This is a genomic window from Metapseudomonas resinovorans DSM 21078, from assembly GCF_000423545.1.
Taxonomy (GTDB): Bacteria; Pseudomonadota; Gammaproteobacteria; order Pseudomonadales; family Pseudomonadaceae; genus Metapseudomonas; species Metapseudomonas resinovorans.
Map to the genome: position 1 here is coordinate 20,599 of NZ_AUIE01000001.1, position 26,108 is coordinate 46,706.

Consider the following 26,108-nt stretch of genomic DNA (forward strand, 5'->3'; position numbering starts at 1 on the left):
ATGAATGGAATTTGAGATCAATGCGAATAAGTTGAGTTTGTCTCAAGTGCCATGGGCTGTCGACAATTGGCTCCATCATTTGCATGGAGATTCGACAACATGGCCCTGTCTCATTCCCTCGGCTTCCCGCGCATCGGCCGTGACCGAGAGCTGAAGAAAGCCCAGGAAGCCTTCTGGAAGGGCGAGCTGGATGAAGCCGGCCTGCGCGCCGTCGGCCGGCAACTGCGTGCCGAGCACTGGCAATTGCAGAAGGAAGCCGGCATCGAGCTGCTGCCGGTGGGTGACTTCGCCTGGTACGACCAGGTGCTGACGCATTCCCTGACCTTCGGCGTGATTCCCGAGCGCTTCCGGCCAGAGAACGGCAACGCCAGCCTGAACACCCTCTTCGCCATGGCGCGAGGCGTCAGCAAGGGCTGCTGTGGCGGTGCCCATGCCCAGGAAATGACGAAGTGGTTCGACACCAACTACCACTACCTGGTACCGGAATTCTCCGCCGACCAGCAATTCACCCTGAGCTGGGAGCAGTTGTTCGAGGAAGTGGAAGAAGCTCACGCCTTGGGCCACGCAGTGAAACCGGTACTGATCGGCCCTCTGACCTACCTCTGGCTGGGCAAGGCCAAGGGGGGCGAGTTCGACAAGCTGGACCTGCTGGAGCGACTGCTGCCGGTCTACGGCGAGATTCTCCAGCGCCTGGCTGCCCAAGGTGTGGAATGGGTGCAGATCGACGAACCGATCCTGGTGCTGGACTTGCCGCAGGACTGGAAGAACGCCTTCGAGCGCGCCTACAACCTGCTGCAGAGAGATCCGCTGAAGAAGCTGATCGCCACCTATTTCGGCGGCCTGGAAGACAACCTCGGCCTGGCTGCCGGCCTGCCGCTCGATGGTTTGCACATCGACCTGGTGCGCGCGCCCGAGCAGTATCCGACCATCCTCGACCGCCTGCCGGCCTACAAGGTGCTGTCCCTTGGCCTGGTCAACGGCCGCAACGTCTGGCGCTGCGACCTGGACAAGGCGCTGGACGTGCTGCGCCATGCCCACGAGCGCCTGGGCGACCGTCTTTGGGTGGCACCGTCCTGTTCGCTGCTGCACAGCCCGGTCGATCTGGTTCGCGAAGACGAGCTGGATGCCGAACTGAAGAGCTGGCTGGCCTTTGCTGTGCAGAAGTGCGAGGAGGTCGCCGTATTGTCCCGCGCCCTGACCGAGCCGGAAGCGCCGCACGTGTTGCAAGCCCTGGCCGCCAGCCGTGCCGTGCAGGCCGGCCGTGCTGCCTCGCCGCGCATCCACAATCCGGCCGTGCAGGCTCGCGTGGCGGCTCTGAAACCGGAAGACAGCCAACGTCCGTCGCCCTTCGCCGTGCGTATCGCCAAGCAGCATGAGCGTCTGTACCTGCCGGCGTTCCCGACCACCACCATCGGCTCCTTCCCGCAGACCTCTGCCATTCGTCTGGCGCGCCAGTCCTACAAGCAGGGCAAGCTTTCCCACGCTGAATACACCGAGGCCATGCACAGCGAAATCCGGCACGCGGTGGACGTGCAGGAGAAGCTGGGCCTGGACGTCCTGGTGCATGGCGAGGCTGAGCGCAACGACATGGTCGAATACTTCGCCGAACAGCTGGATGGCTATGTCTTCACCTGCTTCGGCTGGGTGCAGAGCTACGGTTCCCGTTGCGTGAAGCCGGCGGTGATCTTCGGCGACCTGAGTCGCCCGAAAGCCATGACCGTGGAGTGGATCACGTACGCGCAGGGTCTGACCGCCAAGTGGATGAAGGGCATGCTGACCGGCCCGGTGACCATGCTGATGTGGTCCTTCCCCCGCGAGGACGTGCCCCGCGAGGTGCAGGCCAGGCAGCTGGCGCTGGCCATCCGCGACGAAGTGCTGGACCTGGAAGAGGCCGGCATCCGCATCGTGCAGATCGACGAAGCGGCTTTCCGCGAAGGCTTGCCGCTGCGCAAGGCCGATTGGCAGGCCTACCTGGACTGGGCGACCGAAGCTTTCCGCCTGACCGCCAGTGGCGTACAGGACGAAACCCAGATCCACAGCCACATGTGCTACAGCGAGTTCAACGATGTGATCGAGTCCATCGCCGCGATGGATGCCGACGTCATCACCATCGAGACCTCGCGCTCGGACATGGAGTTGCTGGATGCCTTCGAGGCCTTCGCTTATCCAAACGAGATCGGGCCGGGCGTCTACGACATCCACTCACCACGGGTGCCGGACAGTGCCGAGATGGCCAAGCTGCTGCGCAAGGCCGCCGAGCGCATTCCTGCCGAACGTCTCTGGGTCAACCCCGACTGTGGCCTGAAGACCCGTGGCTGGCCGGAAACCGAGGCGGCGCTGGTGAACATGGTCGCGGCCGCGCGGCAGTTGCGGGCGGAGTTCAACTGCCGTTGAAGGGGGGCTTCCTTCCCCTCTTCGCAGTGGGGAAGGGGGCTCAGACGTGCAGTGCGCTGCTGGCCAGGTCATCGAGAAATGCCCGCAGTATGGGCGGCGGCGCCACGCCACGACGGGTGATGGCGTCGAAGCTGGCCGACGGCGCCAGGCGTTCGGGAAGCAGCGGACGCATGTCGCCACTGTCTACCCAGCGGGCGGCGAAATGCCGGGGCAGCAAGCCCAGGTAGGCGCCGGAGATGATCAGGATCGCCAGTGCCTCGATATTGTCGACCGTTGCGGCGGCGCGGTTTGCGCCCACCAGTTCCAGATCGCTTTGCTGCATGAATCCGCGTGCCACCAGCTTCGAGGCAGCGATCTGCCGCTGCAGTTCGTCGTCATCCGCTTCGCAGCCGTACAGCGGGTGGTGGCGGCCGCAGTAAAGGCCTAGCGCCTCCTGGTAGAGCGGCGAGTAGTTCAGGCCTGGAACACGGAACGGGAAGTGGCCGATGGCGAGGTGCAGGCGGCCGTCCAGGACCCGTTCTTCCAGCTCCGACGGGGTGCCCACATAGACGCTGAGATGGACATCGTGCCCACGCGCGACGAAACGCTGGGTCGTGCTTGGGAGGGGGGAGTCCGGGTCGGTGATGGTGGTGTCGATGATGCCGAGGTTGAGGGTGCCGCTGATGTGCTGTTTCAACACGTCGGCATCCATGCAGAAGGCCTCCACCGCCGATAGCAGGCGCTGAGTCGCTTCGTGGATGGCCACGCCCTGCTCGGTGAGGCGAAAGCCGCTGCGCCCGCGCTGGCAGAGCTTCACCCCGAGGCGGGCCTCCAACTGGGTCATTTGTTCGCTGATGGTGGACTGGCCGACATTGAGAGCGGCCTGGGCAGCAGAGAAGCCGCCGCATTTGACGATGGTCTCGAAAACTCGCAGCAGTTTCAGGTCGACGTCATAGAGCTGGATCATCGCAACCTCCCGCCATCAGATGCTTCGGTAAACGCCGATTCATGTATCTGATATTTTGCATTTTACCAATGTTAGGCCGGGGCCATAGTCAGCTCAACGGCGATCCCTGGCAAGACCTGTTCGCCGTCATTCCCTCCACGCGACCTGCGCATGAAGACGAGAGCGACGATGGACACCAGAACAAAAAACTACCTGCAGCAATTCGGCGTTTCCGAAGCGACCCAACACTTCCTCTCCAGGCCCAGGAAGCTGTTCATTGGCGGGGCCTGGCAGGACGCCTCCGACGGTGCCAGCGCCGACGTGATCGAACCCTCCAGCGAAGGTGTGCTCGGGCGCATTCCCATGGGCACGGCTGATGATCTGGATCACGCCGTGCAAGCCGCCCGCGCGCAATTCGACGGCGGCCCCTGGCGCCAACTCAAGCCCCTGGAGCGGGAGCGTCTGCTGCATCGACTGGCCGACCTGATCGAAGCGAATGCCGATGAGCTGGCTGAGATCGAATCCATCGATATGGGCAAGTCCGTGACCCAGGCCCGCGCGGTGGATATCCAGGGCACCATCGACACCTTCCGCTATTTCGCCGGCTGGGCCAGCAAGATTCATGGCCGTACCGTGGAGCCGTCGCTGCCCGGCAATTACCTGGCCTACACCCGCAAGGAGCCGGTGGGCGTAGTGGGGGTGATCGTGCCCTGGAACTTCCCGCTGCAAACCATGGCCTGGAAGCTTGGGGCTGCGCTGGCGGTAGGTTGCACCGTGGTCGTGAAGCCTGCGGAGCTGACTTCCCTCTCGGCCTTGCGCTTCGCCGAGCTGGTACAGGAGGCGGGCATTCCCGGCGGCGTGGTGAACATCGTTACCGGGCGCGGCAGCGTGGTGGGGGCGGCCATGGCCAGCCACCCGGGCATCGACAAGCTCAGCTTTACCGGCTCGACCCCGGTGGGATGTTCGGTAGGCAAGGCAGCCATGGACCAGATGAAGCGCCTGACCCTGGAGCTGGGCGGCAAGTCACCGGTGATCGTCCTGGCCGACGCCGACCTGAAGGCAGCGGCCCAGGCGGTGGCCAACGGGGTGTTCTTCAACTCCGGGCAAGTCTGCGACGCCGGCACCCGTGCCTATGTCCATCGCAGCGTCTACGCCGAGTTCCTGCGCGAGCTGGCCGATTACACCGCAACCCTGAAGATTGCGCCCGGGTTGGACCCCGATTGCTTCATCAGCCCGATGGTGTCCCGCGAGCAACAGCAACGCGTGTTGGCGTACATCGAGGCCGGCAAGGCGGAAGGTGCGGAGCTGTTCTACGGCGGCGAGCCCGTGGAAGGCCCCGGCTTCTTCGTGCAACCGACCATCTTCGCCAACTGCCGCAATGACATGCGCATCGTCCAGGAAGAGATCTTTGGCCCGGTGCTGGTGACCGCCCCCTTCGACGATGAGGAAGAGGTGCTGGCCCTGGCCAACGATTCGCCTTTCGGGTTGGCCGCCGCGCTCTACTCCAACGACCTCGGTCGCGTTCACAGCCTGATTCCGCGCCTGCGTGCCGGTTCGGTGTACGTCAATGCCCACAGCACCATCGACCCTTCCATGCCCTTCGGCGGCTACAAGCAGTCGGGCTATGGCAAGGACCTCGGGGCGGAGCAACTGGAATACCTGCTGGAAACCAAAGCCGTGTGGATCACACTGCCCTGAGGAGTGGGGCGGAACCCGCCACCGGGGCTTCGGCGCCGGTGGCCACTGGCCGGGATGCATCGAATTTCAATAACAAGAACCCCTTGAGGTGATGCCCAGATGAACAGCCAACCCGATATCGAGCGTGCGCAGGAGCTTGAAAGACGCATACGCGTGTATGAGCAGTTGGAAGAGAGCAAGGAGTGGCCGGGGGCGTTGACCGCCGTCGACTACATCGCAACCACCCTGATGACGCTGGTCCTGGTCGTCGGCTTCTACCTCTGGGGGTATTGAGCCATGGCCAATCACGAACCCGTCAATCACAGCCTAGAAGCGGAGCGGGGAGACACGCCGCTGCTACCCGCCGAACGCATGTGGGGTTTCTGGGAATTCACCTACGCCAACTCCGCCCTGGCCATCGCTACCTGGGCCTTCCTCATCGGTGGCGCCACAGCGCTGTTCGTCGGGCCCATGCAGGGCATTGCCGCCATCGTCATCGGCAACATTCTCGGCGTGCTGCTGACCACCTTCGCTACCTGCGTGCCGTGCGGCAAGTACGGCACCGAGCAATTCACCTTTCTGCGCAGCATGTTCGGCGGCAACGGCAGCCGGCTGGTGTACGTGCTGGCGGTAGTGTTCCTCACCATGGGCTGGCTGGCGGTGCTGGGGCTGATGTTCGGCCGCTCCATCGACGGTCTCACCGGTCTGGTGTCCGAGCACAAGACCGATGCCGACGGCTGGCTGGTACTGGCCTCCGGTTTCTTCGCCATCGTCCTGACCGGCTTCGTGGTCGCCAAGGGGCCGACGTCGATCAAGGTGTTCAACACCATCGTCGCGCCGGCGCTGGTGCTGATCATGGGCGCGATGTTCTACATGATCCTCAGTGAGCATGACTTCTCCGAGCTGATGGCCCTGCCCGCGCTGGACGCACCCTTCGACGACAAGCGAGTGAACTTCATGATCGCCGTCGAGGTGAACATGGCCGCCGGGTTCTCCTGGTGGCCCTATGTGGGCAACCTGGCGCGCCTGTCGAAGAACCAGCGGACATCCTACTGGCCGAACATCATCGGCATCTTCGCCGCCGCCGTTCTGGGCGAAGTCGTGGGGCTGCTGGCCGCCTCCGCGCTGGGTGACAGCGACCCGACGGTGTGGATGACCCGCATCGGCGGCCTGACCTTCGGCGTGATCGCCCTGGGCTTCGTGGCCTTCGCCAACGTCACCAGCATGGTGAACATCCTCTACACGTCCATTGTCGGTTTGCGTCAGTTGGCGGGGCAGACGTTGCGGGAGATGAGCTGGGAGTGGCTGGTGGTGCTGTTCTGCGTGGCGCCGGGGCTGATCGTGCTGTTCGCACCGGGTATCTACGACGGCTTCTTCATCTTCCTGGTGTGGACCTCGGCCTTGAATAGCGCCCTGGCGGGCATCGGCATAGCCGACTACTTCTTCCTCCGTCGGCAGCGCCTGAACCTGCGCCATCTCTACGCAGACGAAGCGCACTCGCCATTCCGCTTCTGGCGCGGTTTCAATCCGGCCGCCTTGGTTGCGCTGGTAGCGGGCTTCGCCATCTACGTGGTGGTGTTCAACCCGCAGACCCTGGCCAACACCACCTTCTTCACGTTCGCCACCGCCTCCCTGCCGTCCTGCCTGCTGGCCGGGGTGGTCCACTACGCACTGACCCGCGTGCTGGCTGCCCGCCTGGGCTGGGGCGCCTACCCAAAGAGCAGCGACCGCAAGACCGAGGCCCTGGGCCTCACCGCAAAGGGTTACAGCAATGAATAAGCGATACGACTACATCATCATCGGTGCGGGCTCTGCAGGTTGTGTGCTGGCCAACCGCCTGACCGAGGACGCCGGCACGTCCGTGCTGGTCCTGGAGTTCGGCGGCAGTGACCGCAGCGTGCTGATCCAGATGCCCAGCGCCTTCTCCATTCCGATGAACACGAAGAAGTACAACTGGCGCTACGAGACGGTGGCCGAGCCGCATCTCGACGGCCGTCGCCTGCACTGCCCAAGGGGCAAGGTGCTCGGTGGCTCGTCCTCCATCAACGGCCTGGTCTACATCCGCGGCCACGCCTATGACTTCGACGAATGGGAAAGCCTGGGGGCGAAGAACTGGGGCTACCGGAACTGCCTGCCTTACTTCAAGCGTGCTGAGACGTACAAGTTCGGCGGCGACGACTACCGCGGCGCCAGCGGCCCACTGGCCACCAACAATGGCAACAACATGCAGAACCCGCTGTATGGCGCCTGGGTGGAGGCGGGTGCGCAGGCTGGCTACATCAAGACCGACGACTGCAACGGCTACATGCAGGAAGGTTTCGGCGCCATGCACATGACGGTGAAGGATGGCGTGCGCTGGTCCACCGCCAACGCTTACCTGCGCCCGGCCATGGAGCGGCCCAACCTGACGGTGGTCACCCACGCCATGACCCGGCGCATCCTCCTCGAGGGCAAGCGCGCGGTGGGCGTGGAGTACGACCAGGGTGGCCAGACCCACACCGTTCACTGCAATCGCGAGGTGCTGGTGTCCTCGGGCCCCATCGGCTCGCCTCACCTGCTGCAGCGTTCCGGCATTGGCCCGACGGAGGTGCTGAGGCAGGCTGGCATCGAAGTCCGTCACCATTTGCCGGGTGTGGGGGAAAGCCTCCAGGACCACTCGGAAATCTATATCCAGTACGCCTGCAAGGAGCCGATCACCCTCAACGGCAAGATGGGGCTGCTGGGCAAGGCTCTGATCGGCCTGCGCTGGTTGTTGTTCAAGGACGGCCTGGGTGCCAGCAACCACTTCGAGGCGGGTGGTTTCATCCGCTCCGAACAGGGGCTGCGTTGGCCGGACATCCAGTTCCACTTCCTGCCGGCGGCGATGCGCTACGACGGTGACAAGCCGTTCCGTGGGCACGGGTTCATGGTGCTGACCGGCCCCAACAAGCCGAAAAGCCGGGGGCATGTCCGCGCCGTGTCGGCCGACCCCTACGAGCATCCGGAAATTCGTTTCAACTACCTGGAGAGCGAGGAGGACCGTGAAGGCTTCCGTCGCTGTGTGCGCCTGACCCGCGAAATCATCGGCCAGCCCGCCATGGACCGCTACCGTGGTGAAGAGTTGGCTCCCGGCCCGGCGGTGCAGACGGACGAGGAGATCGACGCCTTCGTGCGTGCCAACATGGAAAGCACCATGCACCCCTGCGGCTCCTGCCGCATGGGCGAGGACGATATGGCGGTGGTGGATTCCGAATTGCGGGTGCGCGGCATCCAGGGGCTGCGGGTTATCGATTCGTCGGTCTTCCCCACGGAGCCCAACGGCAACCTCAACGCGCCGACCATCATGCTCGCCGAGCGTGCCTCGGACCTGGTGCGCGGGCGCCGGCCACTGGCGCCCGAGGACATGCCGGTGGGGCTTGCCGACAACTGGGAAACCGCCCAACGCACTAGCGCCCCTCTGCGCCAGGTGGGCGCCTGAGTCCAGGCCCGAGGCAGCGGCCGGATCGGCCGCCGCCCTGGGCCTGGCAATGACCGTTCAGCGCTCGTCATGAAATTGTCACGGTTCTGTGGCAGTGCGAACGCAAGGAATTCATCAGAATCGCGTTCAACTGGGGTTTTGCGTTCTGGATTTCCATCATGCGTGTGCTGATCCTGCTCGCCGCGCTCATTTGCGGCCTGCCTTCCTTTACTTTTGCCGATACCCGCTGCGATGTGACCGCGCCGACGGAGACTGTCGACCTGGGCGAGGTGCGCCTGGCGTACCAGATCGTGGGCCGTGAGCGGGACCCGGCACTGCTGCTGATCATGGGCCTGGGCGGGCAACTGATCCATTGGCCGGACGAGGTGGTGCAGCGCCTTTGCAAGAGCGGCTTCCGGGTGATTCGCTTCGACAATCGCGATGTCGGCCTGTCCGCCTGGACGGGTGCCGCACCCACGGCGAACCTGGCCTATGAAGTGGTGCGCTACCGCCTCGGCCTGCCGGTCTCGGCGCCTTACGGCTTGCGCGACATGGCCGGCGATTCGCTGCGCCTGCTGGATGCGCTGCATATCCGGCAGGCCCACGTGCTGGGCGCCAGCATGGGCGGGATGATCGCCCAGCACCTGGCCGACCTGGCGCCGGAACGGGTACTCAGCCTGACCCTGGTGATGACCAGTTCGGGGGCCCAGGGCCTGCCGGCTCCCAACTCGGCCCTGCTGGAACTGCTGGCGCGGCGCGAGGCGCCGAGTCGTGAGGTGGCCCTCCAGCACCAGGCAGACCTGCTGGCGGCGTTGGGCAGCCCTGAGATCAGTGATGATCGCGAGCAGTTGCTGGAGCAGGCCGCCCGCGCCTATGACCGCTCCTTCAACCCCGAAGGTGTGCAGCGGCAGATCCTGGCGATTCTCGCCGAGCCGAGCCGCGTCGACATGCTCAATCGCCTGCAGGTGCCGACCCTGGTGGTGCACGGTACTGCCGATCCGCTGCTGCCCGTGATGCACGGTGTGCATGTGGCAGCGCACATCAAGGGTTCGGAGCTGAAGTTGATTCCCGGCCTGGCCCATCGCTTCCAGGACGCCTTCAAGGAACCGCTGTTATCCGCCGTGTTGCCGCACCTCATGGCCCATCGCGCCGAGGGGCATGTGGCGCAGCTCTGAGCCGCCTTGCAGTTGGGAGGGTAGGGATTGCTCGCGGATGGTTGGCTTACGCCGCATCCGCCCGTGGCCGGCGCGGGTATTCGTGTTTGAGGTACTGGGACAGCCGAGCCTGCTGGCTAGCGCTCATGAACAGGCCCAGCTTGGTGCGACGCCAGAGGATGTCTTCGGCGCTGACGGCCCATTCTTGCTGGCAGAGATAATCCACTTCCCGCGTGTAGAGGCCGGCCCCCAGGTGTTCGCCGAGGTCGGCCAGCTCTCGCACGTCGCGCAGCAGGTGCCAGCAGCGGCTGCCGTAGAGGTTGACCCAACGCCGGGCGATGTGGGTGGGCAACCAGCCGAAGCTCGCGCATAGGGCTTCCACCAGGGCGCTGCGGCTTTCCATCTTTTCGCCACCGGGTAGCGGCGCGGTCGCCGTCCAGGCGCCCTTGGCGAGCGGGAACCAGGGGGTCAGTTGCTCCAGGGCCGCTTCGGCGAGCCTGCGGTAGGTGGTGAGCTTGCCACCGAACACCGAGAGCAGTGGTGCGTCGCCGGGGTGGGCGGAAAGCGCCAGGGTGTAGTCGCGGGTCACTGCCGACGGGTCGGCCGACTCGTCGTCGCACAGCGGGCGCACGCCCGCATAGCTGTGGAGAATGTCCTGCTCGCTCAGCTGACGCTTGAAGTGGCGGTTGACCACCTCCAGCAGGTAGCGGGTTTCCTCGGGCGTGATCGCCACTGAGGCCGGGTCGCCGTGGTATTCGCGGTCGGTGGTGCCGATCAGGGTGAAGCGTTCCAGATAGGGAATGGCGAAGACGATGCGGCGGTCTTCGTTCTGCAGGATGTAGGCCTGCTCGCCGTCATGCAGGCGCGGCACGATGATGTGGCTGCCTTGGATCAAGCGGATGCCGTACGGCGTCGACTGTTTGAGGTCCTGTTCGATGAAGCGAGCCACCCAGGGGCCGGCGGCGTTCACCAGGGCGCGAGCGCGGATCGACAGCAGGCTGCCGTCGGCGCGTTCCAGGTGGATATGCCAGAGGCCCTTGCTGCGCCGGGCGCTGACGCAGCGGGTTCGAGTATGAACATGGGCGCCGCGCTCGCGGGCCGCCATGGCATTGAGCACCACCATTCGGGCGTCGTCGACCCAGCAATCGGAGTACTCGAACCCATGGGTGATTTCCGCCTTCATCGGGCTGCCCGCACCAAAGCGCAGGCCACGGGAGGCAGGCAAGTGCTTGCGCTTGCCGAGGTGGTCATAGAGGAACAGGCCCGCGCATATCATCCAGGCCGGACGCAGGTGGGGCCGGTGGGGCAGGATGAAACGCAGGGGCTTGACGATGTGCGGCGCCTTGGCGAGCAGCACTTCGCGCTCGGCCAGGGCTTCGCGCACCAGGCGGAATTCGTAATGCTCCAGGTAGCGAAGGCCGCCGTGGATCAGTTTGCTGCTGGCCGAAGAGGTGTGTTGGGCGAGGTCATCCTTCTCGCAGAGAAATACCGACAGACCCCGGCCGGCTGCGTCGGCGGCGATGCCGACGCCATTGATGCCGCCGCCGACGACCGCCAGGTCATAGACTTCGGCGATGGGGGAGTGATTGTGGTTCATGGGCAGGCACCAAGGTCGAAATCGAACTTTCAATGTTCAGTTTCGAAAGTAGCCTAGTCGAGCGAGCGGAAAATGACTAGCCCGATGCGCGGTTTCGCGCCGGGTGGTCATGAAAAATTCATACAGTTGGGAAGGGGTCAGACCCGCTCGAGATGCACCTTGTGCTCGGCCAGCAGGCGGGTCAGGGCAGGGGAGGGCTGGTGGTCGGTGAACAGCCGGTCGACCTGGGTGATGGAGCCCAGGCGTACCACGGCGTTGCGGCCGAATTTGCTGGAGTCGGCGGCGAGGAACACGTGTCGTGCGTTCTCGATGATGGCCTGGGAGACGCGTACTTCCTGGTAGTCGAAGTCCAGCAGGCTGCCGTCTTCGTCGATGCCGCTGATGCCCACCAGGGCGTAGTCCACCTTGAACTGCTGGATGAAATCCACCGCTGCCTGGCCAACGATACCGCCGTCGCTGCGCACCGTTCCGCCCGCCACCAGGACTTCGAAGTCCGGCTTGTCGGCCAGTTGCGCGGCCACGTGCAGGTTGTTGGTGATTACCTTCAGGCCCTTGTGGCCCATGAGGGCACGGGCAATCGCTTCGGTGGTGGTGCCGATGTTGATGAACAGCGATGCATGGTCGGGGATGTACTCGGCTACCGCGTCGGCGATGCGCTGCTTTTCGTCGCGGTTCTGCCCGGCGCGCATGGCGTAGGCCGTGTTCTGGGTGCTCGAGGCTTCGCTGGCCGCGCCCCCGTGGGTGCGCCGCAGCAAGCCGTGCTCGGCGAGCTGGTTGATGTCGCGGCGGATGGTCTGCGGGGTGACGGCGAACGCCTGGGCGAGTTCGTCGATGCTGACGTAGCCGCGCTCGCGGGTGAGGTCGAGAATGTCTTGTTGCCGGGGGCCCAGGTTCATGCTGGCTCCTTGTTTTGCGCGGCATTATAGCGGCGGGCTGTCGAATGACGGTTTTTCCCGTTAAGGTACGCTGAATCTGTCGCCGGATTTTCATAATCGAACATGACGCCTGCCATCGACCTGCTGAAGAAAGCCAAGGCTGAGCACAAGGTGCACAGCTACCAACATGACCCCAAGGCGCCCTCTTATGGCCTGGAGGCCGCCGAGAAGCTCAACCTGGATCCGGCGCGAGTGTTCAAGACACTGCTCGCCGCCACCGAGAAAGGCGAGCTGCTGGTCGCCGTGGTGCCGGTGGTGGGCAGCCTCGACCTCAAGGCGCTGGCCCATGCGGCGGGCGTCAAGAAAGCGGAGATGGCCGATCCCAATCTGGCGCAGCGCACCACCGGTTACCTGGTGGGGGGCATCAGTCCGCTGGGGCAGAAGAAGCGTCTGCGTACCTTCATCGACAGCACTGCGCGCAATTTCGACACCGTGCACGTCAGCGCTGGCCGGCGCGGGCTGGAAGTCGAGCTCTCCGCCGACACCCTGGCCGCCCATACTCAAGGTCAGTTCGCCGATATCGGTCGTCCATAAAAAGCCCAGAACAAGAACAAGGAAGCATCGCCATGGCCCATTACCTGCTCGCCATCGACCAGGGCACCACCAGCAGCCGCGCCATCGTTTTCAGCGCCCAGGGCTTGCCAGTGGCGCGTGCCCAGCAGGAGTTCAAGCAATACTTTCCCAAGGACGGCTGGGTGGAGCATGACGGCGAGGAAATCTGGCTGACTACCCTGAAGGTCTGTCGCGAGGCCATCGAGCAGAGCGGATTGAATCCGGCCGAGATCGCCGCCATCGGCATTACCAACCAGCGTGAGACCACCCTGGTCTGGGACGCGGTGACCGGTACTCCCATCCACCCGGCCATCGTCTGGCAGGACCGCCGCACTGCCGACTACTGCGCCACGCTCAAGGCCGCCGGCCATGAAGCGGATGTGGCCCGTCGAACCGGTCTCCTCATCGACCCCTACTTCTCTGCCACCAAGCTGCGCTGGGTGCTGGAAAACGTGCCAGGCGCCCGCGAACGCGCCGAGCGCGGCGAGCTGCGTTTCGGCACCGTGGACTGCTTCCTGCTCTGGCGCCTGACCGGCGGCAAGGTGCATCGCACCGATGCCACCAACGCCTCGCGGACCCTGCTGTTCAATATCCACAGCCAGCAATGGGATGCAGAGCTGCTGCGTCTGTTCGACATCCCCGCAAGCTTGTTGCCGGAAGTCCTCGACTGCGCCGCAGAGTTTGGCGATACCGAAGTCAGCTTGCTCGGCGCCAGCATCCCGGTGCGCGGCATGGCCGGAGACCAGCAGGCGGCGTTGATCGGCCAGGCCTGCTTCCAGCCGGGCATGGTGAAGAGTACCTACGGCACCGGCTGCTTCATGATCCAGAACACCGGTGAGCAGCCAGTGGTCTCGCGCAACCGCCTGCTGACGACGGTTGGCTATCGCCTGAATGGCAAGGTGACCTACGCGGTGGAGGGCAGCATCTTCGTTGCCGGCGCTGCGGTGCAGTGGTTGCGTGATGGCATCAAGCTGATCAGCCACGCCCGCGATACCGAGGCCCTGGCCGAGCAGACCGGCGATGCCTGCGGCGTTTACCTGGTGCCGGCCTTCACCGGCCTTGGAGCGCCCTACTGGGACCCGCGCGCGCGCGGCGCCATCTTCGGCTTGACCCGCGATACCGGCATCAAGGAAATCGTCACTGCCGGGTTGCAGTCGGTCTGCTACCAGACCCGCGACCTGCTGGAGGCCATGGCCCAGGACGGCGCCGCCGCGCCCAGTGCCCTGCGAGTGGACGGCGGTATGGTGGAGAACAACTGGGTGATGCAATTCCTTGCCGACATCCTCGGGGTACCGGTGGAACGCCCGGAAGTCACCGAGACCACGGCCCTGGGCGTGGCCTACCTCGCAGGTTTGCAGGTGGGGCTCTATCGCGATCTGGACGAAGTGGCCAGTCACTGGCATCGTCAGCAACGTTTTGCCCCACGCATGGCCGAAGACCACCGCAAGAAACTTTATGACGGCTGGCTGGATGCCGTGCAAAGGGTGCGCAGCGGTGCGTGAAGGCACCGCATAGACACCGGGAGGCAGGATGGGAGAAGGGCGAGGGTCGCTGAAGCGCCGCTGGCAGGTACTGGGCCTGCTGGTCGCACCTTTGCTCTTCCCGTCGGCTCATGCTGAGACCCTGGTGATCGCCGGGGACATCTGGTGTCCGATCAATTGCCAGCCCGGCTCGGAGCGGCCCGGCATCTTCGTCGAACTGGCGCAGGAAATCTTTGGTGAGGCGGGTATCCGCGTGGAGTACCGCCAGGTGAGCTGGGCACGAGCTGTCCACGACACGCGCAATGGTCGCCTGGATGCGTTGATCGGTGCCGGCGTCCAGGACGCTCCCGACTTCGTGTTCACGCCCACCGCGCCTGGTGTGTCGCGTATGTGCTTCTACGCTGCCCGCGGTGCCACGTGGCGCTACCAGGGCCTGCTTTCCCTTTCCGGGATCAGGCTGGGCAGTATCAACGGCTACAGCTACGGGCAGGAGCTCGATACTTACATCCGTATCAACCGGGACAAGCCGGCGCATGTCCAGGTGGTATCCGGTGACCAGGCCCTGGAAATGAACGTGGAAAAGATCCTGCTCGGGCGTATCGACGCCACCATCGAGAATGCCTGGGTCATGGATGCCTACCTGGCCGGAAGTGGCCAGCAGGCCAAGCTGGTCAAGGCTGGCTGCCGATCGCCCGATGTACCCATCTACCTGGCATTTTCACCGGCCCTGGAGGCCAGCCCGCGTCATGCGGCGATGTTCGAGGCCGGGCTCCAGCGTTTGCGCGCGTCCGGGCGGATGAACGAGCTGCTGCAGCGCTATGGCCTGCCTCCGCTAGACTGAGCTGGCTGTATCCGTGATAGAACCTGGCCACTGTACGGTGCGTGGGGCGTTGCTGGCTGGCATGCTGAATCTTCCCGTCCCCACTCCAAGGAGCGTGTCATGCAGCTGGATTTCCATCAGGTCGATGCCTTCACCCAGCGTCCTTTCGGCGGCAATCCGGCCGTGGTCTATCGCCTGGATGCCTGGCTCGACGAGCAGCTCATGCAACGCATTGCCGCCGAGCACAACCTGTCGGAAACCGCCTTTCTGGTGAAGGAAGGCAATGCCTGGCACATCCGCTGGTTCACCCCCAGGGCCGAGGTGCCGCTTTGCGGTCACGCCACCCTGGCCGCCGCCCATGTGCTGTTCGAGCTCTATCAGGAGCCCGGGAATCGCCTGGAGTTCATGAGCAAGTCCGGCGAGCTGCGGGTGACGCGCGAAGAGGAAGGCCGCCTGGCATTGGACTTCCCGGCCCAGGTACCGCAGGAGGTGGGCGTGACCCTGGACCTGGAGCACGCCTTGGGTGTGGCGCCGGTGGATGCCTTGGGAGCCAACTTCCTGCTGGCAGTGCTGGAGTCGGAACAGGCGGTGCGCGAGTGCACGCCGGACTTCAAGGCGTTGGCCAAGTTGCCCTGGTCCGGCGTGATCATCACCGCACCGGGTATGAAGCACGACTTCGTCTCGCGCTTCTTCGCACCGGTGATCGGCATCGAGGAGGACCCGGTGACCGGGGCCGCCCACTGCGCACTGATTCCTTACTGGGCGAATCGCCTTGGCAAGCGCGTGCTGCGAGCCGAACAGTGCTCCACCCGCAGCGGCGATCTCTGGTGCCGCCTGGATGGCGACAGGGTGAGCATTGCCGGGCATTCAGTGCTGGTGGCCAGCGGGCGGCTGTGGGTGTAGGTGCGAATTCATTCGCCAAGCAGGCCGAAGGTCTGTCTCGGGAACTCTGTCAGGGGCAGCTGCGCCACCCTTGGCGATTGAAATCGCCCCTACAGGTTTCAGAGTGCACCGCTGATGCGGCGTACTCCGGATTCCTGTGGGGTGAAATGGGCGGCGACGCTCCCCTGTGCGGGGAATACCACCAGGTGATCGGCGGCGATACGGATGCCGACATCCTGCCCGGGCTGGTGGTCGGCATGGCTGGGGAATATGGACTCCAGCTGACTGCCGGTGGCCAGTTGCAGGCGATAGAGGGTGGCGGCACCGAGGAAGGTCTTGCCGATCACTGTGGCGCGCAAGTCGCTGTCCGGTGCGTGGACAATGTCGTCCGGGCGTAGCAGGACATCCACTGCCGAGCCCTGGGGCCAGGTATAGGCGCGGTTGCCGCGGATGGTGCCCAGTTCCGTATTCACGGCGTCGGCGGAAATCAGCTGGCCGCGTATGAAATAACCCTGGCCGACGAAGCTGGCGACAAAGGGGGTCAGCGGCTCGTGGTACAGGTTATAGGGCGTGTCCCACTGCTCCAGCAGGCCGTTTCGGAACACGCCGACATGATCACTGACGGCAAAGGCCTCTTCCTGGTCGTGGGTCACCAGGATGGCGCTGGTACCGCGCGCCTTGAGAATCTCGCGAACCTCCTGGCTGAGGCGTCTGCGCAGTTCGCCATCGAGGTTGGAGAAGGGCTCGTCGAGCAGCAGCAGGCGTGGTTCCGGCGCCAGGGCACGGGCCAGGGAAACGCGCTGTTGCTGGCCGCCAGACAGTTCATGGGGATAACGCCTGGACAGATGACCCAGCTTCACCAGCTCCAGCAGCTCGGCGACCTTGCGTTCGCAGTCGGGCTCCTTGCGGATGCCAAAGGCGATGTTGTCAGCCACGGTCAGGTGCGGGAACAGGGCGTAGTCCTGGAAGACCATGCCGATCCGTCGCTTCTCCGGTGCCAGGGTGAAGCCGGCGCGGGAGATGACCTCGTCAGCCAGCTGGATTTCACCTTCCAGCACCGGTTCGAAACCAGCGATGGCACGCAGGGTGGTGGTCTTGCCGCAGCCGGAGGGGCCCAGCAGACAGCCGATATCACCGGCATTGAGATGCAGGTTGAGGCCACGCACAACCTGCTGGTCGTGATAACCGCAGGTAAGGTTGCGCAGGCTGAGGAGCATTTCGCGATTCATGCGTGATGGGCGTGTTCGACCAGGAGTTCGAGCAGGGCCTTTTGGGCGTGGAGACGGTTTTCCGCCTGGTCCCAGGCTACCGAGCGCGGATCATCGAGCAGGTCGACGCTGATCTCTTCACCGCGGTGGGCTGGCAGGCAGTGCATGAATATCACGTCTTCCGCGGCCAGGTCGAGGAGTGCCTTGTTCACCTGGTAGGGGGCGAACAGCGCCAGGCGCCTGGCGGTTTCCTCCTCCTGGCCCATGGACGTCCAGACATCGGTGCTGACCAGGTGGGCGCCGGCCACGGCTTCACGCGGGTCGCGCACGACCTTGACGCGGTCGCCGGCTGTGGCGAGGAACTCGGCCTTGGGTTCGTAGCCTTCGGGGCAGGCGACACGCAACTGGAAGTCGAACTGGATGGCCGCTTCTATATAGGTGTTGCACATGTTGTTGCCGTCGCCGATCCAGGCCACGGTCTTGCCCTGGATGTTGCCGCGATGTTCGAGGAAGGTCTGCATGTCGGCCAGCAGCTGGCAGGGATGCAGATCGTCGGACAGGCCGTTGATCACCGGCACCCGCGAATGGGCGGCGAACTCGGTCAGCTTGCTGTGGGCAAAGGTCCGGATCATCACCGCGTCGAGCATGCGCGACATGACGATGGCGCAGTCGCTGATGGGTTCTCCACGGCCGAGCTGGGTATCGCGCGGCGACAGGAAGATGGCCTGGCCGCCGAGCTGGATCATGCCGGCCTCGAAGGAGAGACGGGTCCGGGTGGACGCCTTTTCGAAGATCATGCCCAGTACGCGGCTTTTCAGGGGCTCGTAACGCACGCCTCGGTTGCGCAGATCCTTCAGCTCGGTGCCTCGACGGATCAGGCTGTTCAGCTCCTGGGGAGTACAGTCCATCAGGGAGAGAAAATGCCTAGCGCTCATGGTTACTACCTTTCTTCTTTTGCCACTGGCCGCGTGTCCTGGCCGGGTATTGCGGGAACAATGCAGGCGGGACGGGCGGTTGAAGCCGCACGGGGCGACGATTTAGGGGGAAGGCGCGATCTTATAAGGAAATGTCGCATGATGCCAACAGAGGCCAGACAGGGCGCGGCCTAGAGGGGTATCGCTATTTTTCCTGTACCAATTTCGTACCAATTTGCTGGTTTTCCAGCTTCTGCAACTCGCTCCAATCCGAGGTGGAATTGAGCCACTTCGCATAGGTCGAGAGCAGCATTTGTACACTGTGCCCCAACTGGTTCGCAATGAAGGCAGCATTCATGCCGGCCATCAGGCACATGGTGGCGTAGGTGTGGCGGGTGTCGTATTGGCGCCGCACGCGGATGCCCAGGGCGCGAAGGGCCTGGTTGACGTAGCCCTTCGTCGTGCTGTCACTCCTGATCCAATCCTGTCCCTCCTCCATCCTCGCCGGCGCGAAGACGAAGGCACTCCGTGCCTGGGTCAGCGTCCGCGCCTCCTTCAGGGCATGTGGCGCCCTGTCATTCAGCAGCACTTGCCGGTGGTGCTTGGTCTTCACGCGATCCTTGATCGCGTCGTCGACCACGATCCGGCAGACGTGTGCGTTCCTTCCTTTGAAATCGATCTCCTCCCAGCGAAGCGCCATCAACTCGCCCGGCCGCATTCCAGTGAAGAACGCGAACTCGAAGTAGCAGGCATGGATGCGGGTCAGCCCGGCCAGCTTCTTATAAAAGGTGCTCGATCACCGCTTCGGCTTCCTCGCGGGTGAACGGGTCCATCACCTTCTTCGTCACCCGTGGCCGCGCGATCGAGGCCACTCGGTTGCGTGCGATCAGCCCATCCTTTACCGCTGCCTCCATCACGCTCGACAGCGTGTCCCGGGCATTGCGGCGCACCGTGGCGATGACCAGGTCGTCTCGGCCAACACCTTGAAGCCGGATGCCGGGTGGTTAGGAGCGGTACGACGGGAAACTATCTGAACGTCTTTTCGGAAAGCATGAACTGATGCTTCGCGGCGCTGGTTGGTAGGTTTGCGGGTCCCCGGAATCGGGTGATTCCCGGGGACGGCATCCGCGCTAGGAACATCAGCGGAGCCGCTCAGACTTTCAATGATCCATGGAGATCCCAATGAATAAGTTCCTCGTTCCCGCCGCCCTGGCTGCTGCCCTTGCTGCCCTGACCGGTTGCAGCAGCTACAACGTCAGCCAGCCGACTTCACCGCTGAATGGCAAAGTGAAGACCGACCTGAAGGCTGATGTCGCTGTGGGCGAGCAGATCAGCGGACAGTCCGAGGTGAACATTCTGTTCAACGTCCTGCAGTTCGGTGGGGACTCTCAATTTGCTGATGGCGTAGCCTACGGTGGCGGTAGCAGTGGTGGACTGCCCTTCGGTCCGGACCCGATTTCCTCCGTCAAGTCCGCAGCCGCCTACAAAGCGGTCAAGGAGTCCGGTGCCGACCTGATCGTCGCGCCGCGCTATGAACTCACCGTGCAGGACTATGTCGTGTTCAAGAAGGTGACCGCCAAGGTCACCGGCAACAAAGGCACCATCAAGTCCATCCGCTGACCGGGGTGGCGAATCGGCAGGCATGATGCCTGCCGATTCATGGCGCTGACGCTGCTGGTCGAGCAGCGAATCTGGCTCCATAGTCTTGTTCTTGCGACCCAACCGGTCGTCTCGAACAAGAATAGAGGCCAGGCCATGACCAAGACCCTCCACCACCGTGCGTGCCATCTCTGCGAGGCCATCTGCGGCCTGACCATTGAGACCGAGGATCAGGATGACGGCACGCGTCGCATCCTTTCTATCAAGGGTGACGCCCAGGATAGCTTCAGTCGTGGCCATATCTGCCCCAAGGCCGTGGCCCTGCAGGACATTCAGAACGATCCAGATCGCATCCGTCAGCCCATGCGCCGTGCCGGAAACGAATGGATGCCCATTGAATGGAATGAGGCCTTCGCCCTGGTCGCCGAGCGCCTGGCTGACATCCAGGCGCGCCACGGTAACAACGCGGTGGCCGTGTATCAGGGTAATCCGAGCGTGCACAACTATGGGCTGATGACCCATAGCAACTACTTTCTCGGCCTGCTCAAGACCCGAGGGCGTTTCTCCGCCACCTCGGTGGACCAGTTGCCCCATCACCTGATCAGCCAGCAGATGTACGGCCATGGCCTGCTGATTCCGATCCCCGATATCGATCACACCCAGTTCATGCTGATCCTCGGCGGCAACCCGCTCGCCTCCAACGGCAGCATCATGACCGTACCGGACGTCGAGAAGCGCCTGAAGGCCCTGCAGGGGCGAGGCGGCAAGCTGGTGGTGGTGGACCCGCGCCGCAGCGAAACCGCGGCCATGGCCGACCAGCATCTGTTCGTGCGGCCGGGGCAGGATGCGGCGTTGCTGTTCGGCCTGCTCAATACCTTGTTCGAAGAAGGGCTGGGCCGCGCAACCCATTTGCAGGTCGAAGGGCTGGAGCAGGTGCGGGACGCCATCGCTCGCTTCACGCCGGAAGCCATGAGCCTGCGTTGCGGTATTCCGGCAGATCAGATTCGCCAACTGGCGCGGGATTTCGCCGCAGCGGAAAGCGCGGTCTGCTATGGCCGGATGGGTGTGTCCACTCAGGCCTTCGGTAGCCTCTGTCAGTGGTTGATCCAACTCATCAACCTGGTTACCGGTAATGTGGATCGGGTTGGAGGCGTGCTCTGCACCGAGCCGGCAGTCGACTTGGTGGCTGCGACCTCCGGTGGCCACTTCAATCGGTGGCAGAGCCGCGTATCCGGTTTACCCGAGTACGGCGGTGAGCTGCCAGTGGCAGCGCTTGCCGAGGAGATGCTCATCCCCGGTGAGGGGCAGGTAAGAGCATTGGTGACAGTCGCCGGCAACCCGGTGCTGTCCACACCCAACGGCCGGCAACTGGAACAGGCCCTGGACGGTCTGGAGTTCATGCTCAGCATCGACTTCTACATCAACGAGACCACCCGTTACGCCGACCTGATCCTGCCACCCACCGCACCGCTGGAGCACGAGCACTACGACACCACGTTCAACCTTTTCGCCGTGCGCAATGTCACCCGTTTCAACGAGGCGGTGCTGACCAGGCCGGTGGGGGCGCTGCACGATTGGGAGATCTTCGTCGGTTTGGCCAAGGCATTCGCCGCGCGTACCGGCATCGAACTGAAGCCGACCCTGGCACCGGAGCAGATGATAGACCTCGGCCTGCGTGCGGGCCCCTACGGCGACCGCACCGAGCACAAGCTTTCCGTGGCTCACCTGCGTGACTATCCCCATGGCATCGACCTTGGACCGCTGAAACCCAATCTGGCCGGTCGCCTGAAGACCGCCAGCGGCAAGGTGGAGGCCGCGCCGGCGATTCTTCTCGGCGACCTCGAACGCTTCGCGTCGCAACCTGCGCCCCGTGAAGGTGAGCTGGTGCTGATTGGTCGCCGCCATGTGCGCAGCAACAATTCCTGGATGCACAACTATCACCGTCTGGTGAAGGGCAAGCCGCGCCACCAGTTGCTGATGCATCCGCGCGATCTGGAAGTCCGCGGACTGGTGGACGGGCAGCGGGTAAAAGTGCGCTCGCGAGTGGGCATGATCGAGGTGGAGGTGGGCGCCAGCCTGGACATGATGCCCGGAGTGGTCAGCCTGCCCCATGGCTGGGGTCACGCGCGGCCTGGTGTGCGCATGGGCATCGCCAGCGAGCAGCCGGGCGCCAGTGCCAACGACCTGACCGACGAGCGCCAACTGGACGCGCTTTCCGGCAATGCGGCGCTCAATGGCGTTCCTGTGGAAGTGGTGGCCGCCTGAGGACAAGGGAAGCCCGAGCGCGCCGCTCGGCTTTCCGTTACAATGCCGCCATCCTGCCGACTCGACAGTCGGAAAGTTCAGCCGAGGTGCCCAATGGATATCATCGAAACCATCAAAGAGCAGATCGCCAACAACACTGTCCTGCTGTACATGAAAGGCTCGCCGAACGCTCCGCAGTGCGGCTTCTCGGCCCGTGCCGCGCAAGTCCTCATGGCTTGCGGCGAGAAGTTCGCCTACGTCGACATCCTGCAGAACCCGGAAATCCGCGCCAATCTGCCGAAGTACGCCAACTGGCCGACCTTCCCGCAGCTGTGGGTAGGCGGTGAGCTGGTTGGTGGCAGCGACATCATTACCGAGATGTTCGAGAAGGGCGAGCTGCAGACCCTGGTCAAGGAAGCTGTGAGCAAGGCTAGCGCCTGATCCTCCCTTGAATAAAAAAGAGCCCCGCAAATGCGGGGTTTTTTTTATTTCTAATGGTTCTTCGTATATATCGGTGTTCTATTTGCTAATTGAAAACAATCTTGTTTGGAAGGTTTTGATTTGTAGACGTTATAAATGAAAGAGCCCCGCATATGCGGGGCTCTTTGTCCGGTTCCAGATTACTCGTCCATCTGCGATTGCAGGTAATTTTCCAGGCCGACTTTCTCGATGAGGCCCAGTTGGGTCTCCAGCCAGTCGATGTGTTCTTCTTCGGACTCGAGGATATCTTCCAGCAGTTCGCGGCTGCCATAGTCGCCCACGCTTTCACAGTAAGCGATGGCGGCCTTCAGGTCCGGTATGGCCTGCTGCTCCAGCTTCAGGTCGCTGGCCAGCATTTCCTTGGTGTTCTCGCCGATCATCAGCTTGCCAAGGTCTTGCAGGTTGGGGAGGCCTTCGAGGAAGAGGATGCGCTTGATCAGCGTGTCAGCGTGCTTCATCTCGTCGATGGACTCGTGGTACTCGTGGTCGCCCAATTTCTTCAGGCCCCAGTCTTCGTACATGCGGGCGTGCAGGAAGTACTGGTTGATCGCAACAAGTTCGTTGCCGAGGATCTTGTTGAGATGCTGAATGACCTTCTTGTCGCCTTTCATGTGGAGTCCTGCCGTCGGAATAGTTGAAGATCAGCAAATTTTGATCTCCGTATTGTTGTATGTCAAATATAAGTAGTTGAATTGCAAATGAATTTGAATATGAATAAGAATGTTTAACTTCTACATTTGAAGTCTAAATATTTGAAAAACAGGCACAAAAAAACCGGACGCTGAGGTCCGGTTCTTTTCGTTTCCGCCAAACGGTCAGCCGATAGCGTATGCGGCAGGGTAGGCGAGGGCGGCCTGGCTGCTCTGCACCTCGGCGAGGGTTTCCTTGACCACCTGTTTGGCGAGGCAGGCGCACTTGCCGCATTGGGTACCCACTTCGAGGGTGTTGCGTACTTCGCGGTAGCTGCAGCAGCCTTCGTAGATGGCTTCGCGAATTTGACCGTCAGTGACACCTAGACAGAGACAGACGTACATGGCGACTCAAAGCTCGGAGGGAGTTATTGGATGGATGGGATACTAATAGTAATGAGAATGATTGTCAAAACTTTGGCTGAAAGACCCGGACTAGAGGCTTTCCTGGCCTCTCGGACGGGGATTCGTCGGACTTGACCCACTAGTCGAAAGCGGTGGGCGGAGACCTTTGCCGAGTGTATGATTGCCAGTCGTTTTTGGAGCGGGTGTCATGGCGTCGCCACATTGGTCGGCCAGGCTGTGACGCCCGGCCCCGTTGATTACTCATGACAACTCAGGAGACATGGAATGAGCGTACTCGTAGGCAAGCAGGCTCCGGACTTCACCGTTGCCGCCGTTCTGGGCAATGGCGAAATCGTTGACAGCTTCAACCTGTCCTCGGCCATCAAAGGCAAATACGGTCTGGTGTTCTTCTACCCGCTGGACTTCACCTTCGTTTGCCCGTCCGAGCTGATCGCCCTGGACCACCGCATTCCCGAGTTCCAGGCTCGCGGTGTGGAAGTGATTGGCGTATCGATCGACTCCCACTTCACCCACAACGCCTGGCGCAACACCCCGGTAGACAAAGGCGGCATCGGCCCGGTCAAGTACACCCTGGCCGCCGACATGAAGCACGAAATCGCCAAGGCCTACGACGTTGAGTCCGAAGACGGTGTGGCTTACCGTGGCGCTTTCCTGATCGACAAGAATGGCGTTGTCCGTTCCCAGATCGTCAACGACCTGCCGCTGGGTCGTAACATGGACGAGCTGCTGCGTCTGGTCGACGCCCTGCAGTTCACCGAAGAGCACGGTGAAGTCTGCCCGGCCAACTGGAAGAAAGGCGACAAGGGCATGACCGCTTCTCCGGAAGGCGTTGCCCAGTACCTGGCCGAGAACGCTTCTTCCCTGTAAGCGTTTCCAGGCTGAAAGAAAAAGCCCCGAAAGTTCGGGGCTTTTTCATGTCTGGCGTTTCGCCGACGACTCAATCGTCGTCGTCGATCCAGCCGCCCATTTCCTTCCAGCGGTTGACGATGCCGCAGAACAGTTCGGCAGTCTTCTCGGTGTCGTAGCGCGCCGAATGGGCCTCGCGCCCGTCGAACTCGATGCCGGCTGCCTGGCAGGCCTTGGCCAGGACGGTCTGGCCATAGGCGAGGCCGGCCAGCGTCGCGGTGTCGAAGCTGGAGAAGGGGTGGAAGGGGTTGCGCTTGAGCGCGGTCCGGTTCACCGCGGCGTTGAGGAAGCCGAGGTCGAAGCTGGAGTTGTGGCCGACCAGGATGGCGCGCTTGCAGCCATTGGCTTTGATCGACTTGCGCAGGCCACGGAAGATTTCCGTCAGCGCGTGCTCCTCGCTCACTGCCATGCGCAGTGGGTGATCCAGCTTGATGCCGGTGAACTCCAGCGCGGCCTGTTCGATGTTGGCGCCTTCGAATGGCTCGACGCGGAAGAAGTGGGTGTGATCCGGGTAGAGGAAGCCCTGCTCATCCATGGCGATGGTGGTCGCGGCGATTTCCAGGAGGGCGTCGGTGGCGGCATTGAAACCGCCGGTTTCCACGTCCACCACAACGGGCAGGTAGCCGCGGAAGCGCGCCGCCATGGGGTGGCGGGGGCCTGACGGCAGGCTGCCGTCCAGTTCGTCGTCGTACAGGTCTTCGCTCACGCTTGTTCCTCCAGCAGGCGCCAGCGCAGTTTCTCGCCGGCACGCAGCGGCACCACTACCTGTTCGCCCAGCGGCAGGGTGGCGGGTGCGGTCCATTCCTCGCGCACGAGGGTGATGCGGTCGGTGTTACGCGGCAGGCCGTAGAAGTCCGGGCCGTGGAAGCTGGCGAAGGCTTCCAGCTTGTCCAGGGCGTTGCGCTGCTCGAAGGCTTCGGCGTACAGCTCGATGGCCGCATACGCGGTGTAGCAGCCGGCGCAGCCGCAGGCAGCTTCCTTGGCGTGCTTGGCGTGCGGGGCCGAGTCGGTGCCCAGGAAGAACTTGGTGTTGCCACTGGTGGCGGCATCCAGCAAGGCTTCCTGGTGCACGTTGCGCTTGAGGATCGGCAGGCAATAGAAGTGCGGACGGATACCGCCTACCAACATGTGGTTGCGGTTGTACAGCAGGTGGTGGGCGGTGATGGTGGCACCGACGTTGGCCGAAGCTGACTCTACGAACTGCACCGCGTCGCCGGTGGTGATGTGCTCGAACACCACCTTCAGGGTCGGGAAACGCTCGACCACGCGGGTCAGGTGCTCGTCGATGAACACTTTCTCGCGGTCGAACACGTCGATCTCGCCGCGGGTCACTTCACCGTGGACCAGCAGCAGCATGCCGACTTCGGCCATGGCTTCCAGGGCCGGGAAGATCTTGTCGACGCTGGTGACACCGGAGTCCGAGTTGGTGGTGGCGCCGGCCGGGTAGAGCTTGGCGGCGTGGACGAAACCGGAAGCCTTGGCCGCGCGGATGTCCTCCGGGCTGGTGCGGTCGGTGAGGTAGAGCACCATCAGCGGCTCGAAGCGGCTGCCGGCCGGACGTGCCGACAGGATGCGCTGGCGATAGGCATCGGCTTCCTCGGCATTGCGTACCGGGGGCACCAGGTTGGGCATGATGATGGCGCGGCCGAAAGTACGGGCAGCATCGGCGACGGTATGGGCCAGGACGGCGCCATCACGTAGATGGATGTGCCAGTCGTCGGGACGCAGGAGGGTCAAACGGTCGGACATGGGGGGCTTCCAGGCGGGCAGAACTGGGCCGACATGCTACCGGAAAAGCCCTCCAGGGGCACGCGGGGCTTGAGCCAGCGGCAATCGGGCAACCAAATTC

25 protein-coding genes are annotated in these 26,108 nt (G+C 63.3%); 14 read left to right on the forward strand and 11 right to left on the reverse strand.

Features of this window, described 5'->3' with window-relative positions; all coding sequences use genetic code 11:
• The first annotated feature begins 99 nt into the window (after nucleotides 1-99).
• The gene (gene metE / locus G559_RS0100085; RefSeq protein WP_028626279.1) at nucleotides 100-2,394 is read left to right on the forward strand and encodes a 5-methyltetrahydropteroyltriglutamate--homocysteine S-methyltransferase; all 2,295 of its coding nucleotides are present in this window, start codon (nucleotides 100-102) and stop codon (nucleotides 2,392-2,394) included.
• Between the two features lie 40 nt (nucleotides 2,395-2,434).
• Here the strand turns inward: metE and G559_RS0100090 are convergent, their stop codons facing one another.
• The gene (locus tag G559_RS0100090; RefSeq protein ID WP_028626280.1) at nucleotides 2,435-3,340 is read right to left on the reverse strand and encodes a LysR family transcriptional regulator; all 906 of its coding nucleotides are present in this window, start codon (nucleotides 3,338-3,340) and stop codon (nucleotides 2,435-2,437) included.
• A gap of 168 nt (nucleotides 3,341-3,508) precedes the next feature.
• Between G559_RS0100090 and G559_RS0100095 the strand changes: the two genes are divergently transcribed.
• The 5 genes from G559_RS0100095 (at nucleotide 3,509) to G559_RS0100115 (ending at nucleotide 9,607) form a co-directional block, all read left to right on the forward strand.
• Nucleotides 3,509-5,017: an aldehyde dehydrogenase family protein gene (locus G559_RS0100095; RefSeq protein WP_028626281.1), complete on the forward strand. Its 1,509-nt coding sequence runs from the start codon at nucleotides 3,509-3,511 to the stop codon at nucleotides 5,015-5,017.
• A gap of 99 nt (nucleotides 5,018-5,116) precedes the next feature.
• Nucleotides 5,117-5,290 carry a hypothetical protein gene (locus G559_RS30655; protein WP_169338764.1) on the forward strand — a complete coding sequence of 58 codons (174 nt, stop codon included), beginning with the start codon at nucleotides 5,117-5,119 and terminating at the stop codon, nucleotides 5,288-5,290.
• Nucleotides 5,291-5,293: 3 nt separating this feature from the next.
• Complete coding sequence (locus G559_RS0100105; protein WP_028626282.1) at nucleotides 5,294-6,775, forward strand: purine-cytosine permease family protein; 1,482 nt, start codon at nucleotides 5,294-5,296, stop codon at nucleotides 6,773-6,775.
• Nucleotides 6,768-8,453, forward strand: a complete 1,686-nt coding sequence (gene betA / locus G559_RS0100110) for a choline dehydrogenase (protein ID WP_028626283.1) — start codon at nucleotides 6,768-6,770, stop codon at nucleotides 8,451-8,453. The genes G559_RS0100105 and betA overlap by 8 nt, the downstream gene beginning before the upstream one ends.
• A 158-nt stretch (nucleotides 8,454-8,611) precedes the next feature.
• Nucleotides 8,612-9,607 carry an alpha/beta fold hydrolase gene (locus G559_RS0100115; RefSeq protein ID WP_028626284.1) on the forward strand — a complete coding sequence of 332 codons (996 nt, stop codon included), beginning with the start codon at nucleotides 8,612-8,614 and terminating at the stop codon, nucleotides 9,605-9,607.
• A 46-nt stretch (nucleotides 9,608-9,653) separates the two neighbouring features.
• Here G559_RS0100115 and glpD read toward each other — a convergent pair whose 3' ends face one another.
• Both glpD and G559_RS0100125 read right to left on the reverse strand, forming a co-directional pair.
• Nucleotides 9,654-11,183 (reverse strand): glycerol-3-phosphate dehydrogenase, encoded by a 1,530-nt coding sequence (gene glpD / locus G559_RS0100120; protein ID WP_028626285.1) that lies wholly within the window; start codon nucleotides 11,181-11,183, stop codon nucleotides 9,654-9,656.
• A gap of 137 nt (nucleotides 11,184-11,320) precedes the next feature.
• Nucleotides 11,321-12,079 carry a DeoR/GlpR family DNA-binding transcription regulator gene (locus G559_RS0100125; RefSeq protein ID WP_028626286.1) on the reverse strand — a complete coding sequence of 253 codons (759 nt, stop codon included), beginning with the start codon at nucleotides 12,077-12,079 and terminating at the stop codon, nucleotides 11,321-11,323.
• A 102-nt stretch (nucleotides 12,080-12,181) separates the two neighbouring features.
• Here G559_RS0100125 and ybaK point away from each other — a divergent pair, with 102 nt between their 5' ends.
• From ybaK to G559_RS0100145, 4 genes are all read left to right on the forward strand, one after another.
• Nucleotides 12,182-12,652 carry a Cys-tRNA(Pro) deacylase gene (ybaK, locus tag G559_RS0100130; RefSeq protein WP_028626287.1) on the forward strand — a complete coding sequence of 157 codons (471 nt, stop codon included), beginning with the start codon at nucleotides 12,182-12,184 and terminating at the stop codon, nucleotides 12,650-12,652.
• Between the two features lie 32 nt (nucleotides 12,653-12,684).
• On the forward strand, nucleotides 12,685-14,172 hold the full coding sequence (glpK, locus tag G559_RS0100135) for a glycerol kinase GlpK (RefSeq protein WP_028626288.1): 1,488 nt from the start codon (nucleotides 12,685-12,687) through the stop codon (nucleotides 14,170-14,172).
• 28 nt (nucleotides 14,173-14,200) lie between these two features.
• Nucleotides 14,201-14,992 carry a substrate-binding periplasmic protein gene (locus G559_RS0100140; RefSeq protein WP_028626289.1) on the forward strand — a complete coding sequence of 264 codons (792 nt, stop codon included), beginning with the start codon at nucleotides 14,201-14,203 and terminating at the stop codon, nucleotides 14,990-14,992.
• A gap of 99 nt (nucleotides 14,993-15,091) precedes the next feature.
• The gene (locus G559_RS0100145; protein WP_028626290.1) at nucleotides 15,092-15,874 is read left to right on the forward strand and encodes a PhzF family phenazine biosynthesis protein; all 783 of its coding nucleotides are present in this window, start codon (nucleotides 15,092-15,094) and stop codon (nucleotides 15,872-15,874) included.
• 98 nt (nucleotides 15,875-15,972) lie between these two features.
• Here G559_RS0100145 and G559_RS0100150 read toward each other — a convergent pair whose 3' ends face one another.
• The 4 genes from G559_RS0100150 to G559_RS30840 form a co-directional block, all read right to left on the reverse strand.
• Nucleotides 15,973-17,082 carry an ABC transporter ATP-binding protein gene (locus G559_RS0100150; protein WP_028626291.1) on the reverse strand — a complete coding sequence of 370 codons (1,110 nt, stop codon included), beginning with the start codon at nucleotides 17,080-17,082 and terminating at the stop codon, nucleotides 15,973-15,975.
• Nucleotides 17,079-17,996: an ornithine carbamoyltransferase gene (gene argF / locus G559_RS0100155; RefSeq protein ID WP_028626292.1), complete on the reverse strand. Its 918-nt coding sequence runs from the start codon at nucleotides 17,994-17,996 to the stop codon at nucleotides 17,079-17,081. The genes G559_RS0100150 and argF overlap by 4 nt, the downstream gene beginning before the upstream one ends.
• A 184-nt stretch (nucleotides 17,997-18,180) precedes the next feature.
• The gene (locus G559_RS28325; protein WP_371926443.1) at nucleotides 18,181-18,750 is read right to left on the reverse strand and encodes a site-specific integrase; all 570 of its coding nucleotides are present in this window, start codon (nucleotides 18,748-18,750) and stop codon (nucleotides 18,181-18,183) included.
• 4 nt (nucleotides 18,751-18,754) lie between these two features.
• A complete protein-coding gene (locus G559_RS30840; protein ID WP_245586460.1) occupies nucleotides 18,755-18,925 on the reverse strand; it encodes a hypothetical protein in 171 nt (56 codons plus the stop codon).
• Between the two features lie 232 nt (nucleotides 18,926-19,157).
• On the opposite strand from G559_RS30840, the gene G559_RS0100165 reads away from it, so the two are divergent.
• The 3 genes from G559_RS0100165 to grxD all read left to right on the forward strand — a co-directional run bounded on the left by G559_RS0100165 (nucleotide 19,158) and on the right by grxD (nucleotide 22,259).
• Nucleotides 19,158-19,595 (forward strand): hypothetical protein, encoded by a 438-nt coding sequence (locus G559_RS0100165; RefSeq protein ID WP_028626293.1) that lies wholly within the window; start codon nucleotides 19,158-19,160, stop codon nucleotides 19,593-19,595.
• A gap of 135 nt (nucleotides 19,596-19,730) precedes the next feature.
• Entirely contained in the window at nucleotides 19,731-21,839 is a 2,109-nt protein-coding gene (locus G559_RS0100170; protein ID WP_028626294.1) for a molybdopterin oxidoreductase family protein, read from the forward strand.
• A 93-nt stretch (nucleotides 21,840-21,932) separates the two neighbouring features.
• Nucleotides 21,933-22,259 (forward strand): Grx4 family monothiol glutaredoxin, encoded by a 327-nt coding sequence (gene grxD, locus G559_RS0100175; protein WP_028626295.1) that lies wholly within the window; start codon nucleotides 21,933-21,935, stop codon nucleotides 22,257-22,259.
• 179 nt (nucleotides 22,260-22,438) lie between these two features.
• Here the strand turns inward: grxD and bfr are convergent, their stop codons facing one another.
• Both bfr and G559_RS0100185 read right to left on the reverse strand, forming a co-directional pair.
• Nucleotides 22,439-22,909: a bacterioferritin gene (gene bfr / locus G559_RS0100180; RefSeq protein ID WP_028626296.1), complete on the reverse strand. Its 471-nt coding sequence runs from the start codon at nucleotides 22,907-22,909 to the stop codon at nucleotides 22,439-22,441.
• Between the two features lie 204 nt (nucleotides 22,910-23,113).
• Nucleotides 23,114-23,332 (reverse strand): bacterioferritin-associated ferredoxin, encoded by a 219-nt coding sequence (locus G559_RS0100185; protein WP_028626297.1) that lies wholly within the window; start codon nucleotides 23,330-23,332, stop codon nucleotides 23,114-23,116.
• A 285-nt stretch (nucleotides 23,333-23,617) separates the two neighbouring features.
• Between G559_RS0100185 and G559_RS0100190 the strand changes: the two genes are divergently transcribed.
• Nucleotides 23,618-24,220 (forward strand): peroxiredoxin, encoded by a 603-nt coding sequence (locus G559_RS0100190; protein WP_028626298.1) that lies wholly within the window; start codon nucleotides 23,618-23,620, stop codon nucleotides 24,218-24,220.
• 70 nt (nucleotides 24,221-24,290) lie between these two features.
• Here the strand turns inward: G559_RS0100190 and rnt are convergent, their stop codons facing one another.
• A complete protein-coding gene (gene rnt / locus G559_RS0100195) occupies nucleotides 24,291-24,965 on the reverse strand; it encodes a ribonuclease T (RefSeq protein ID WP_028626299.1) in 675 nt (224 codons plus the stop codon).
• Nucleotides 24,962-26,008, reverse strand: coding sequence for a dihydroorotase (gene pyrC / locus G559_RS0100200; protein ID WP_028626300.1), 1,047 nt, complete (start codon nucleotides 26,006-26,008; stop codon nucleotides 24,962-24,964). Before pyrC ends, rnt begins: the two co-directional genes overlap by 4 nt.
• Nucleotides 26,009-26,108 lie beyond the last annotated feature (100 nt).